This window comes from Ramlibacter sp. AN1133 (genome assembly GCF_037890035.1).
In the GTDB taxonomy this organism is placed as follows: Bacteria; Pseudomonadota; Gammaproteobacteria; order Burkholderiales; family Burkholderiaceae_C; genus Ramlibacter.
Genome location: NZ_JBBKTQ010000003.1, coordinates 143,619 through 156,189, shown reverse-complemented (window position 1 = coordinate 156,189; position 12,571 = coordinate 143,619). Strand labels below are relative to the sequence as shown.

Below are 12,571 nucleotides of genomic sequence, written 5' to 3'. Positions count from 1 at the left end.
AACGGCGGCGGGGTGCGGCCTTTTTCACGTGCCGCGCGTTGCCGTCTGGCAACCTTTGTCCAAAACATGTTTGACTAACTGTTGACCTGTGTCTACAGTTGTGTCTGAACTGTCCAGGAAGGGTTGTCTTGCTCACCAGCAAGGAGATCATCGAGAGAACCGGCATCTCGCGGGCCACTCTCAACAACTACATCGCCAGCGGCCTCATCGCCAGGCCGCGGGTGTTGCCGCCCGGGCCGGAGCACGGAGCGGCGCCGCGCATCGGCTACTTCCCGGACGAAACCATCGAGCGCATCGAGACCATCCAGCGCCTCAAGCGCGAGGGCTGGAGCATCATGCGCATCGCCAAGCACTTCACCGGCCGGCCCGAGACCGCCGCGCCGGCGTCCGCCGCGTCCACGGCCGAAGCGCCCGCGGACGGGGCGGCCGAGCGCACCCGCATCGAAGCCCCCGCCGCGCCTGCGCCGACCTCGACCGTGCCGGCGCCAGCGCCCGCGGCCGCGCGCAACCTCGGCGCCGCGGGCCTGGCACTCACCCCCGCCGATGCCGGCCAGCCGGCGTACCTGGTGAACGAGGGTTTCGGCGTCCTGTGGATGAACGAGCCGGCCGCGAGCTCCGCGCTGTCCCCGATGGCGCACCGCCCGGCGGCGGGAAATGTGTTCCGGCACCTGCTGGCCCTGGACGAGGCGCGCGGGCGCGACGCGCTGCTGCGCTTCCACCTGGAGGCCGCGCGCTCGCGCGGACTGCCGGCCGCGCAACTCCTCGACGGCCTGGATGCGGACGCCTCCGCCTCCATGCAGGCCCTCTACCGCCAGATCCCCCGGCCGGCGGCGCTGCCGCTGGTGGCGCAGTCGGTGCTGCCCGCCGCGGGAACGATGCCGGCCCGCCGCATCCACGCCGTGCACTTCCACGAGGGCGTGCTGTTCGCGGTGGGCGAAGCGCCGGACGAACCTGCTGGCGCGGCGCCGCACACGAAGGCCGCACCCCCGAGCCTCACGCCGGTGGCGGTGCTCGTCGCCGTGCTGCAGGACGCCGCGGACCTGTGGGTGCGCCTGAGCGCCGAGGAGTACTTCGAACTCCTGAACGAGGTGGGCGTGGAGCTGGACGCCATCTTCCGCGCGTACCAGGGCCGGCCCGGCCGTCCGGTGGGCGAAGCGCTGGTGTGCTATTTCCTGCCGCAGCCGCAAGGCAGCTACCTGTGGAACGCCATCGCGGCGGCGCACCGGGCCCGCGAGGCGATGCGGCAGGTCAGCCAGCGCTGGCGCGTGCGCAAGGGCTGGGACCTGGAACTGCGCATCAACGTCGGCATCGACGAGGGCCAGGACTGGCTGGGCAGCCTCGGCCTGCCCGGGCAGTCGGACCTGCGCGTCCTCGGCGACGCCGCCGACCGCGCCACGCATCTTTCGCGCTGCAGCCGCATGGGCGCGATCCTGCTCACGCGCAACCTGGTGGGCAAGCTCACGCGCGACGAGCGCCAGCAACTGACTTACGGGGTGCCTCGCCTGGAGGGCACGCACGGCGAGGCACCCCTTCTTTTCACCTTCGCGCGGCTGGGCGACCTGGCCGGCGCGGGTGCGGCGCCAGCCGCCGTGGCCGACGTGGCCGTGGCCGAACTGCTGGCCCTGCACGCGAGCGCAACCCATTCCCACGGCGGTTCCCGCTGAAGAAAAGACAAGAGTGAGGACGTCCCCATGAGCTGGTTCAATACAAAGGATCTGAGGAGCACCATATCGGCCATCTTCACGGTGAGCACCGCGCCGGCGCCCACGCCAGCGGAGCAGGCCGAGAAGCTGGACCTGATCCGCCGCAAGATGCTGGCGCTGGCCGTGCTCACCCACGGCGAGCGCTCGGAGGCGCTGGCCCGCCGCATCCGGTACGCCGCGACGGTGGAGTCCCTCTGGTACGCGCGCGGCGAATTGATGGGGCAACTGGCCAAGGTGGACGGCGAGCTGGCGGCGCGCGAGAAGGTGGATGCGCTCAGCGGCCTGTTCAAGGAACTGCTGCCGCGCGGGCTGCGTTCGCGCCCGAGCCCCCTGGACGGCAGCTACCGGTCCAGCCGCCCCGGCGAGGACTGAGCGGGCGCCGCCGGGGCCGGCCCGAGCGGCCCCGACGAGCGCGTGCCGGCCACCATCTTCATCGCCGAGGCGATGAGCCCCGACACCTCGCTCATGTTGGCGGGAATGACCAGCGTGGTGGTCGAATCCTGCGCCACCCGGCCGAACGCGTCGACGGCCCGTTCGGCCACCTTCAGCTGCACCGCCTGCTCGCCGCCCGGTTCGCGGATCGCCGCGGCCACCTGGCGGATCGCATCCGCCGTCGCTTCCGCCACCGCCACGATGGCCGCCGCCTCGCCCTGCGCCTTGTTGATCTCGGCCTGCTTGGCGCCTTCCGAGCGGGCGATGAAGGCCTCGCGCTCGCCGGTGGCGATGTTGATCTGCTCCTGCCGGCGGCCCTCGGAGGCCGCGATCAGGGCGCGCTTCTCGCGCTCCGCCGTGATCTGCGCCTGCATCGCATGCAGGATCTCCTTGGGCGGCGTCAGGTCCTTGATCTCGTAGCGCAGCACCTTCACGCCCCAGGTCAGCGCCGCCTCGTCGATGGCCTGCACCACCTGCGCGTTGATCAGGTCGCGTTCCTCGAAGGTCTTGTCCAGTTCCAGCCGGCCGATCACGCTGCGCAGCGTCGTCTGGGCCAGCTGCGTGATGGCGACGATGTAGTTCGACGAGCCGTAGCTGGCGCGCATCGGATCGGTCACCTGGAAGTACAGGATCCCGTCCACCTGCAGCTGCGTGTTGTCGCGGGTGATGCAGATCTGGCTGGGCACGTCCAGCGGGATCTCCTTCAGGCCGTGCCTGTACGCGACCCGGTCGACGAAGGGCACCAGGAAGTTCAGGCCGGGCGTGAGCGTGGCGTGGTACTTGCCCAGGCGCTCCACCACCCAGGCGTTCTGCTGGGGGACGACCTTGATCGCGCGCACCACGAAGATGACGGCGATGACGAACAGGACGAGGGCGACGGTCATTCTTCTTTTCCTTCTTCAGGTCTTTTCCACGACGAGGCGGCTGCCCGCCACCTCGCGCACGCGGTAGGTGCCGGGGCCCTGGGAGGTGCCGCCCAGGGGCACGACCGTCCAGTTCGTCCCGCGATAGCGCACGGTGGCCGTGTGGTCCGGCCCCCAGTGCTCCACGTGGACTTCCTCGCCCACGTCCAGGTTCCCGACCGGGTCGGCGTTGGCGAGGGCTCCGGCGGGACGGCGCCCCCGTTTCAGGTGCCAGGCGGCGACTGCGCCGCCGCCCACCAGGGCCGCCACCACCAGCTGGATCGCCTGGCCCGTGCCGGCATGGGCCGCGAGCGCACCGGCGGCCAGGCCGATGGCCAGCATCAGCAGGTAGAAAGTCCCCGTCAGGAGTTCGACAGCCACCGCCGCGCCGGCGAGCAGCCACCAGAGTGTGGAGTCGGCCATAAGCCCCCTTTGGGCGCATTGTGGCCAATTCCCCGACCGTGGGACAGTACGGGTGGCGCGGATTTCATACACTTCGCGCCTCATTCGCCTTTTTCGCCCCGCGACGCCCCTCCCCATGAAGTTCCGCTTCCCCATCGTCATCATCGACGAAGACTTCCGCTCGGAGAACACCTCCGGCCTCGGCATCCGCGCGCTGGCGGAGGCGATCGTGGCCGAGGGCTTCGAGGTGCTGGGCGTCACGAGCTATGGCGACCTGTCGCAGTTCGCGCAGCAGCAAAGCCGCGCCAGCGCCTTCATCCTGTCGATCGACGACGAGGAGTTCACGCCGGGGCCGGACCTCGATCCGGCGGTGGTGAACCTGCGCAACTTCATCGAGCAGGTGCGGCGCAAGAACGCGGACGTGCCGCTGTACATCTACGGCGAGACCAAGACCTCGCAGCACCTGCCCAACGACATCCTGCGCGAGCTGCACGGCTTCATCCACATGTACGAGGACACGCCGGAGTTCATGGCGCGCCACATCATCCGCGAGGCGCGGGCGTACCTGGAGGGCATCCAGCCGCCGTTCTTCAAGGCGCTGCTCGATTACGCGGAGGACGGCTCGTATTCCTGGCACTGCCCGGGGCACTCGGGCGGCGTCGCCTTCCTCAAGAGCCCGGTGGGCCAGATGTTCCACCAGTTCTTCGGCGAGAACATGCTGCGCGCGGACGTCTGCAACGCGGTGGACGAACTGGGGCAGCTGCTCGATCACACCGGCCCGGTGGCCGCTTCCGAGCGCAACGCGGCCCGCATCTTCAACGCCGACCACTGCTTCTTCGTCACCAACGGCACCAGCACCTCCAACAAGATGGTGTGGCACCACGAGGTGGCGCCCGGCGACGTGGTGGTGGTGGACCGCAACTGCCACAAGTCGATCCTGCACTCGATCATCATGACGGGGGCGATCCCCGTGTTCCTGCGGCCGACGCGCAACCACTTCGGCATCATCGGCCCCATCCCGCAGAGCGAGTTCACGCCGGAGGCGATCCAGGCCAAGATCCGCGCCAATCCGCTGCTCAAGGGGGTGGACCCCGAGACGGTCAAGCCGCGCATCCTGACGCTCACGCAATCCACCTACGACGGCGTCCTGTACAACACCGAGACCATCAAGTCGATGCTCGATGGCTACGTGGAGGCGCTGCACTTCGACGAGGCCTGGCTGCCGCACGCGGCCTTCCACCCGTTCTACGGCACCTTCCATGCCATGGGCAAGAAGCGCAAGCGGCCGCAGAAATCGCTGGTGTACTCCACCCAGTCCATCCACAAGCTGCTGGCCGGCATCAGCCAGGCCAGCCACGTGCTGGTGCAGGACGCCAACGAGAACAAGCTGGACCGCCACCTGTTCAACGAGGCGTTCCTGATGCACACGTCCACCAGCCCGCAGTACGCGATCATCGCCAGCTGCGACGTGGCCGCGGCGATGATGGAGCCGCCCGGCGGCACCGCGCTGGTGGAGGAGTCCATCCTCGAGGCCCTCGACTTCCGCCGCGCCATGCGCAAGGTGGACCAGGAGTACGGCAAGGACTGGTGGTTCAAGGTCTGGGGCCCGGACAAGCTGGTGGAGTCGGGCATCGGCCGCGCCGACGACTGGATCATCAAGGGCGAGGCGCGCTCGGCCAAGTGGCACGGCTTCGGCAACCTGGCCGAAGGCTTCAACATGCTGGACCCGATCAAGTCCACGGTCGTCACGCCCGGCCTGGACCTGAACGGCAAGTTCGCCAAGACCGGCATCCCGGCCTCGATCGTCACCAAGTTCCTGGCGGAGCACGGGGTGATCGTGGAGAAGACGGGCCTCTACAGCTTCTTCATCCTGTTCACCATCGGCATCACCAAGGGCCGCTGGAACACGCTGCTGTCCGCCCTGCAGCAGTTCAAGGACGACTACGCCAAGAACCAGCCGATGTGGCGCATCCTGCCGGAGTTCTGCCAGCAGTACCCGCGCTACGAGCGCATGGGGCTGGCGGACCTGTGCCAGTACGTGCACGAGATGTACGCCAAGTACGACATCGCGCGCCTGTCGACCGACATCTACCTGTCGGACCTGCAGCCGGCGATGCGCCCGGCGGACGCCTTCGCGCACATCGCCCACCGCAAGACGGAGCGGGTGGAGATCGACGAACTGGAAGGCCGCATCACCACCAGCCTGGTGACGCCGTACCCGCCCGGCATCCCGCTGCTGATCCCGGGCGAGGTCTTCAACCGCAAGATCGTGGACTACCTGAAGTTCGCGCGGGCCTTCAACGCCGAGTGCCCCGGCTTCGAGACCGACATCCACGGCCTCGTCGCGGAGGAGGATGCGACGGGCAAGGTGCGGTATTACGCGGATTGCGTCAAGAAGGATTCTTGACGGTACGCAAACAAAGGTGCGCACCTGTGCGGCGCATTGCCAACAGACTGGCAGCAAGGAAACCAGATACCGAACGCAGAGGGCGCAGAGAACACGCAAAGGACGCAGAAGACATCCACTTCAAATGGATGTCCTTCTGCGTCCTCTGCGTATCCTTTGCGCCCTCTGCGTTCGGCAGTCTTGTTTTCGACCCTGCCCAAACCCCGCGCTCAGCGCTGGTCTTCGACCCCGATCGCCACCTGGGAGAAACCGCCGTCCACGTAGGTGATCTCGGAGGTCACGCCGCCGGCCAGGTCGCTCAGCAGGAAGGCGGCGACGTTGCCGACGTCCTCGATCGTGACGTTGCGGCGCAGGGGCGCGGCGCTGGCAACGATGCTGAGGAGCTTGCCGAAGTCCTTGATGCCGCTGGCCGCCAGCGTCTTGATCGGGCCGGCGCTGATGCCGTTGACGCGGATGCCCCTGGGCCCCAGCGAACCCGCCAGGTAGCGCACCGAGGCTTCCAGCGAGGCCTTGGCCAGGCCCATGGTGTTGTAGTGCGGCACGATGCTCACCGAACCGAGGTAGGTCAGCGTCAGCAGCGCCGCCTTGTCGTTGAGGTAGGGCAGGGCCGCCTTGGCCAGCGCCGGGAAGCTGTAGGCGCTGATGTCCTGCGCGATCCGGAAGGCTTCGCGCGACAGGCCTTCGAGGAAATCGCCCGAGATCGACTCGCGCGGGGCGAAGCCGATGCTGTGGACGAAGCCGTCGAACTTCGGCCAGGTGGCCGAAAGGTCCTTGAACAGCTTGTCGATCTGCGCGTCGTCGCCGACGTCGCACTCGAACACGAGGGTGGAATCGAACTCGGCCGCGAACTCCGTGATGCGGTCCTTGAAGCGCTCGCCTACGTAGCTGAACGCCAGCTCCGCGCCCTGGTCGCGGCAGGCCCGCGCGATGCCATAGGCGATCGAGCGGTTCGACAGCAGGCCGGTGATCAACAATTTCTTGCCAGTGAGGAAGCCCATGGGTCTCTCGTTTGAAAATTCTCGGCAGAATTGTCGCATGCGAGGTTTGCCGATATTGCTGGCCCTGGCGTTCAGCCCGGCCGCCTGGTCCGCCCATGGCTATGCGCTGTGGGGCGACCTGAAGTATCCCCCGGGCTTCCCGGCCTTTGCCTACGTCAATCCGCAGGCCCCCAAGGGGGGCGAATTGCGGCTGGTGAGCAACCTGCGCTACTCGACCTTCGACAAGTACAACCCGTTCACGATCAAGGGCTCGCCGCCGGCCTACCTGCCCGCCCTGATGTTCGACAGCCTGCTGGCCGGCGCGGCCGACGAGATCGGCTCCGGCTACGGCCTGCTGGCCGAGGACGTGGACGTCACGCCCGATGGCCTGGCCGCCACCTTCCGCCTGCGCAAGGAGGCCCGCTTCCACAACGGGGACCCGGTGCTGGCGGCGGACGTCAAGTACACCTTCGACACCCTGCTGGGCCCCTACACCTCGCCGGCCTACAAGACCACGCTCGACGACCTCGCGGGCCTGGACGTGGTCGACGAGCGCACGGTGCGCTTCCGCTTCAAGCGCAAGAACCGCGAGATGCCGCTCACGGTGGGCGGCCTGCCGATCTTCAGCCGCAAGTGGGGCATGGTCGGCGGCAAGCCGAAGAGGTTCGACGAGGTGGTGATGGACGTCCCCATCGGCAGCGGCCCGTACCGGATCGGGCCGGTGAACTTCGGCAAGGACATCACCTACGTGCGCGATCCGAACTACTGGGGCCGCGACCTGAACGTGCGCCGCGGCACGTCGAACTTCGACCGCATCACGGTCAAGATCTACAAGGACAACACGGCGCGGCTGGAGGCCCTGAAGGCCGGCGAGTTCGACCTCATGCGCTTCTTTTCCGCCGGCGACTGGGCCCGGCGCGTCAACGGCCGCCGCTTCAAGACCGGCGAGCTGGTGAAGGCGGAGTTCCGCCACCAGCTGCCCTCGGGCTTCCAGAGCTACGTGCTGAACCTGCGCAACCCCAAGCTGCAGGACGTGCGCGTGCGCGAGGCGCTGGACCTGGCCGTGGACTTCGAATACATGAACCGGCAGCTGTTCTACAACTCGTACCAGCGGGTGCAGGGCCTGTTCGGCAACACGGAATGCAAGTCCACGGGCACGCCGCCGCCCGAGGAACTGGCGCTGCTGGAGCCCTGGCGCGGCAAGATTCCCGATGCGGTGTTCGGCCCGGCCTACCAGGCGCCGCGCACGGACCCGCCGAACACCCTGCGCGACAACCTGCGCAAGGCCCGCGAGCTGCTCAAGCAGGCCGGCTGGGAAGTGCGCGACGGCGCGCTGCGCAACCCCAAGGGCGAGCCGCTCGTGCTGGAATACCTCGATAGTGCGGAGGGCGGCGCGCGCACCGTCACGCCCTGGATTCGCAACCTGGAGAAGCTGGGCATCACCCTGAATTTCCGCACGGTCGATTTCGCCCTGTACCAGCAGCGCTTCCAGCGCAAGGAGTTCGAGATCATTTCGCTCGCCTACCCCGGCACCGCGACGCCCGGCCAGGACTACGTGGACCTGTTCGGCAGCAAGTCCGCCGACATCGAGGACTCCGGCAACCTCACGGGCATCAAGAGCCCCGCGGTCGACGAGCTGCTGCGCCGCATGACCAGTGCCAACACCAAGGCGGAAATGCTGCCGGCCTGCCGCGCGCTGGAGCGCGTGATCATGCATTCGCACATCCTGATCCCGCAATGGACGGCGCCCACCCACCGCATCGTCTACAACGCCTGGCGGCTGCAGCCGACGGCGACCATGCCGCCGTATTCGCAGGGCGAGGGCTGGGCCATCGACACCTGGTGGGCCAAGCCCCAGCAGGCACCCCTGTGAGCTGACATGGCTGCCTACATCCTCAAGCGCCTGCTGCTGATGCTGCCCACGCTGCTGGGCGTGCTGCTGGTCACCTTCCTCGTCACGCAGTTCGTTCCGGGCGGCCCGGTGGAGCAGTACCTGGCCGAGGCCCGCGCGAACACCGCCGGCGGCGGCGGCGAGGGCGGCGGCACCTTCGCCTACCGGGGCGGCCAGGGCGTGGACCCCAAGCGCATCGAGCAGATCAAGGCCCTGTACGGCTTCGACAAGCCGCCGCACGAACGCTTCTTCCAGATGCTGGGGCAGTACGCCCGCTTCGACCTGGGCAAGAGCTTCTTCCAGAACAAGGAAGTCGCCACCCTGATCAAGGAGAAGCTGCCCGTGTCGGTGAGCCTGGGGCTGTGGACCTTCTTCATCAGCTACCTCATCGCCGTGCCGCTCGGGGTGGCGAAGGCCGTGCGGGCCGGCTCGCGCTTCGACCTGGTGACCACGCTGATCGTGCTGGTGGGGTATGCCATCCCGGGCTTCGTGCTGGGCGTGGCGCTGCTGGTGATCTTCGGCGGCCAGCTCGGATGGTTTCCGCTGCGCGGCCTCACCTCCGGCAACTGGGACGAACTGAGCTGGGGCGCCCGGATCGTCGACTACCTGTGGCACATCACGCTGCCGGTGACGGCCATGGTGGTGGGCAGCTTCGCCGTGACCACGATGCTCACCAAGAATTCCTTCCTGGAGGAGATCCGCAAGCAGTACGTGCTGACGGCCCGGGCCAAGGGCCTGGACGAGCGCCGGGTGCTGTGGAAGCACGTGTTCCGCAACGCGCTGATGCCGATCATCGCGGGCTTCCCGGCGGCCTTCCTCGGCGCCTTCTTCACCGGCTCGCTGCTGATCGAGACGCTGTTCTCCCTCGACGGCCTGGGGCTCCTGAGCTACGAGAGCGTGATCCGGCGCGACTATCCCGTCGTCCTGGGCACGCTGTACCTCTTCACCGTGATCGGCCTGCTGACCAAGCTGGTCAGCGACCTCATGTACGTCTGGGTGGATCCGCGTGTCAAGTTCGACTAGTCCCTCGTTGCTGGCCGATCCCACCGCGGCGGGCCAGACGGCCGGTGCCGGCTCCGCCAACCCCACGCCGCCGGCCGTGTGGGTGCACGTGTCGCCCACGCGGCGCGCCTGGCGGCGCTTCCGCCGGAACCGCCTGGGCTTCGTCAGCCTCGTGCTGTTCCTGACGCTGGTGATCCTGAGCCTCTTTGCGGAGGTGATCTCCAACGACCGGCCGCTGCTGGTGCGCTACAACGGCCAGTACTACTCGCCGCTCGTCAACAGCTATCCCGAGACCACCTTCGGCGGCGACTTCCTGACCGAGACGGACTACCTCGACCCCTTCATCCGGCAGCAGCTCACCAAGGGCGACAACTTCGCGCTCTATCCGCCCAATCCCTACGGGGCGAAGACGCTGAACTACTTCGCCAAGGAGCCGAATCCCTCGAAGCCCACGCGCGACAACCTGCTGGGCACCGACGACCGCGGACGCGACATGCTGGCGCAGCTCATTTACGGCTTCCGCCTGAGCGTGCTGTTCGGCCTGGCCCTGACCTTCATCGGCGTGGTGCTCGGGGTGATCACGGGCGCCATCCAGGGCTTCTTCGCCGGCAAGACCGACCTGGCGTTCCAGCGCTTCATCGAGATCTGGGAGTCGATGCCGGAGCTGTACCTGCTGATCATCTTCAGCGCGATCTTCTCGCCCAGCGTGGCGCTGCTGCTGATCCTGCTGTCCCTGTTCGGCTGGACCGGCCTGTCGCAGTACGTGCGGGCCGAGTTCCTGCGCAACCGGCAGATGGACTACGTGCGCGCGGCGAGGGCCCTGGGCGTGGGCAACGGCCGGATCATGGCCAAGCACATCCTGCCGAACAGCATGACGCCGGTCATCACCTTCCTGCCGTTCCGGATGAGCGCCGCGATCCTGGCGCTGACCTCGCTGGACTTCCTGGGCCTGGGCGTGCCGCCCGGCACCCCGTCGCTGGGCGAGCTCCTGAGCCAGGGCAAGAACAACATCGACGCCTGGTGGATCTCGCTCACCACCTTCAGCGTGCTGGTGATGACGCTGCTGCTCCTGACCTTCATGGGCGACGCGCTGCGCGACGCCCTCGACCCGCGAAAGGCGGACGCATGATGCCCCCCGTCTTGCTCCCTCCCCCTCCGGGGGAGGGCAGGGGTGGGGGCGCTCCCCGATGAAACAGAACATGCCGCTCCCCCCGCTGCTCGAAGTCAAGGACCTGCGCGTCGCCTTCGGCCCCAAGGAGGTCGTCCACGGCGTCGACTTCTCCATCGCACCCGGGGAGAAGCTGGCGCTCGTCGGCGAGTCCGGCTCCGGCAAGACGGTCACGGCACTGAGCCTCGTGCGCCTGGTGCACAACGCCCGCATCACGGGCTCGGCCCGGCTGGCCGCGCGTGAACCGGGCGGTGCCCCCACCGAACTGCTGCAGGCCTCCGAGCGCGAGCTGCTCGGCATCCGCGGCCGCGACATCGCGATGATCTTCCAGGAGCCGATGACGGCCCTGAACCCGGTCTACACGATCGGCGACCAGATCGCGGAAGTGCTGCAGGTCAAGCAGGGCCTGTCACCGAAGCAGGGCTGGGACGCCGCCATCGAGGCGCTCGCGGCCACCGGCATCCCCGAGCCCCGGCGCCGCGCGTCCACCTATCCGCACCAGCTCTCGGGTGGCCAGCGGCAGCGCGCGATGATCGCCATGGCGCTGGCCTGCCGGCCCCGGCTGCTGCTGGCCGACGAACCCACCACCGCGCTGGACGTGACGCTGCGCCAGCAGATCCTCGACCTGCTGGCCGACCTGCAGCGCCAGAATGGCATGGCGGTGCTCCTGATCACGCACGACCTCAACCTGGTGCGGCGCTTCGCCGACCGGGTGGCGGTGATGGAGAACGGCAGCCTCGTGGAGCAGGGCCCCGTGGCGCGCGTCTTCGAGCAGCCGCAGCACCCCTACACGATCAAGCTGATGAAGAGCCGGCCCGAGCGCGACGTGCAGGAGCCGCGCAGCGGCGAAGCGCCGGTGATGCAGGCGCGGGAACTGCGCGTGTCCTACCCGGTGCCCATTCCGGGCTTCCGCGGCTGGTTCCGCAAGGGCGAATTCGTGGCCGTCCACGGCGCGCAGTTCCACGTGCCGCCCGGCGGCACGCTGGGCATCGTCGGCGAATCGGGCTCCGGCAAGTCCACCATGGCGCTGGCCGCGCTGGGGCTGATCCCGCACCAGGGGCAGCTGGACGTGGTCGGCACGCGCTGGGGTCCCGACAGCGTGAAGAACCGTTCGATCCGGCGGCTGGTGCAGGTGGTGTTCCAGGACCCGTTCTCGTCGCTCTCGCCGCGCATGACGGTGGAGGAGATCGTGGGCGAAGGCCTCCTGGTGCACCAGCCGGCGCTGACGCTGGAGCAGCGGCGCGAGCACGTCTACCGGGTGCTGCAGGAGGTGGGCCTCACCGAAGCGCAGTTCCCGGGCCTGCTCGGTCGCTACCCGCACGAATTCTCCGGCGGCCAGCGGCAGCGGCTGGCGATCGCGCGGGCGCTGATCGTGCAGCCGCAGGTGCTGGTGCTGGACGAACCCACCAGCGCGCTGGACGTGACGATCCAGCAGCAGGTGCTCAAGCTGCTGCAGCGGCTGCAGCGCGAGCGGGGCCTGAGCTACCTGCTGATCACGCACGACGTCGACGTGATCTGGGCGATGGCGCACGACGTGCTGGTGATGAAGGACGGGCAGGTGATCGAATCGGGCACCGTGGACGAGGTGTTGCGCAGGCCGCGGGATCCGTATACGCAGACCCTGGTCGCTGCCGCGAGCTGAGGCCGGCCCCTTGGTGATCCGCAGGCTGGCGGTGGAGCGAAAGCG

Annotated in this window: 10 protein-coding genes; 7 read left to right on the top strand and 3 right to left on the bottom strand. The window is 68.3% G+C overall.

What is annotated here, in order from left to right; genetic code table 11:
- Positions 1-128 precede the first annotated feature (128 nt).
- Both WG923_RS05365 and WG923_RS05360 read left to right on the top strand, forming a co-directional pair.
- The gene (locus WG923_RS05365; protein WP_340349907.1) at positions 129-1,664 is read left to right on the top strand and encodes a MerR family transcriptional regulator; all 1,536 of its coding nucleotides are present in this window, start codon (positions 129-131) and stop codon (positions 1,662-1,664) included.
- Between the two features lie 27 nt (positions 1,665-1,691).
- A complete protein-coding gene (locus tag WG923_RS05360; RefSeq protein ID WP_340349906.1) occupies positions 1,692-2,075 on the top strand; it encodes a hypothetical protein in 384 nt (127 codons plus the stop codon).
- Here the strand turns inward: WG923_RS05360 and WG923_RS05355 are convergent.
- Positions 2,045-3,019: an SPFH domain-containing protein gene (locus WG923_RS05355; protein ID WP_340349905.1), complete on the bottom strand. Its 975-nt coding sequence runs from the start codon at positions 3,017-3,019 to the stop codon at positions 2,045-2,047. The genes WG923_RS05360 and WG923_RS05355 overlap by 31 nt on opposite strands.
- Before the next feature lie 15 nt (positions 3,020-3,034).
- Positions 3,035-3,460 (bottom strand): NfeD family protein, encoded by a 426-nt coding sequence (locus WG923_RS05350; RefSeq protein ID WP_340349904.1) that lies wholly within the window; start codon positions 3,458-3,460, stop codon positions 3,035-3,037.
- 115 nt (positions 3,461-3,575) lie between these two features.
- On the opposite strand from WG923_RS05350, the gene WG923_RS05345 reads away from it, so the two are divergent.
- Entirely contained in the window at positions 3,576-5,846 is a 2,271-nt protein-coding gene (locus WG923_RS05345) for an arginine/lysine/ornithine decarboxylase (RefSeq protein ID WP_340349903.1), read from the top strand.
- Positions 5,847-6,055: 209 nt separating this feature from the next.
- Here the strand turns inward: WG923_RS05345 and fabI are convergent, their stop codons facing one another.
- The gene (gene fabI / locus WG923_RS05340) at positions 6,056-6,844 is read right to left on the bottom strand and encodes an enoyl-ACP reductase FabI (protein WP_340349902.1); all 789 of its coding nucleotides are present in this window, start codon (positions 6,842-6,844) and stop codon (positions 6,056-6,058) included.
- A 37-nt stretch (positions 6,845-6,881) separates the two neighbouring features.
- On the opposite strand from fabI, the gene WG923_RS05335 reads away from it, so the two are divergent.
- The 4 genes from WG923_RS05335 to WG923_RS05320 all read left to right on the top strand — a co-directional run bounded on the left by WG923_RS05335 (position 6,882) and on the right by WG923_RS05320 (position 12,526).
- On the top strand, positions 6,882-8,696 hold the full coding sequence (locus WG923_RS05335; RefSeq protein ID WP_340349901.1) for an extracellular solute-binding protein: 1,815 nt from the start codon (positions 6,882-6,884) through the stop codon (positions 8,694-8,696).
- A 6-nt stretch (positions 8,697-8,702) separates the two neighbouring features.
- Positions 8,703-9,737 carry a microcin C ABC transporter permease YejB gene (locus WG923_RS05330; RefSeq protein WP_340349900.1) on the top strand — a complete coding sequence of 345 codons (1,035 nt, stop codon included), beginning with the start codon at positions 8,703-8,705 and terminating at the stop codon, positions 9,735-9,737.
- A 76-nt stretch (positions 9,738-9,813) separates the two neighbouring features.
- Positions 9,814-10,845, top strand: a complete 1,032-nt coding sequence (locus WG923_RS05325) for an ABC transporter permease (RefSeq protein ID WP_340350081.1) — start codon at positions 9,814-9,816, stop codon at positions 10,843-10,845.
- Between the two features lie 70 nt (positions 10,846-10,915).
- On the top strand, positions 10,916-12,526 hold the full coding sequence (locus WG923_RS05320; RefSeq protein WP_340349899.1) for an ABC transporter ATP-binding protein: 1,611 nt from the start codon (positions 10,916-10,918) through the stop codon (positions 12,524-12,526).
- Positions 12,527-12,571 lie beyond the last annotated feature (45 nt).

Coding starts and splice junctions, on each gene's coding strand:
- WG923_RS05360 (WP_340349906.1), top strand. CDS start 1,692: ATGAGCTGGTTCAATACAAAGGATCTGAGGAGCACCATATCGGCCATC.
- WG923_RS05355 (WP_340349905.1), bottom strand. CDS start 3,019: ATGACCGTCGCCCTCGTCCTGTTCGTCATCGCCGTCATCTTCGTGGTG.
- WG923_RS05350 (WP_340349904.1), bottom strand. CDS start 3,460: ATGGCCGACTCCACACTCTGGTGGCTGCTCGCCGGCGCGGCGGTGGCT.
- WG923_RS05345 (WP_340349903.1), top strand. CDS start 3,576: ATGAAGTTCCGCTTCCCCATCGTCATCATCGACGAAGACTTCCGCTCG.
- fabI (WP_340349902.1), bottom strand. CDS start 6,844: ATGGGCTTCCTCACTGGCAAGAAATTGTTGATCACCGGCCTGCTGTCG.
- WG923_RS05335 (WP_340349901.1), top strand. CDS start 6,882: ATGCGAGGTTTGCCGATATTGCTGGCCCTGGCGTTCAGCCCGGCCGCC.
- WG923_RS05330 (WP_340349900.1), top strand. CDS start 8,703: ATGGCTGCCTACATCCTCAAGCGCCTGCTGCTGATGCTGCCCACGCTG.
- WG923_RS05320 (WP_340349899.1), top strand. CDS start 10,916: ATGCCGCTCCCCCCGCTGCTCGAAGTCAAGGACCTGCGCGTCGCCTTC.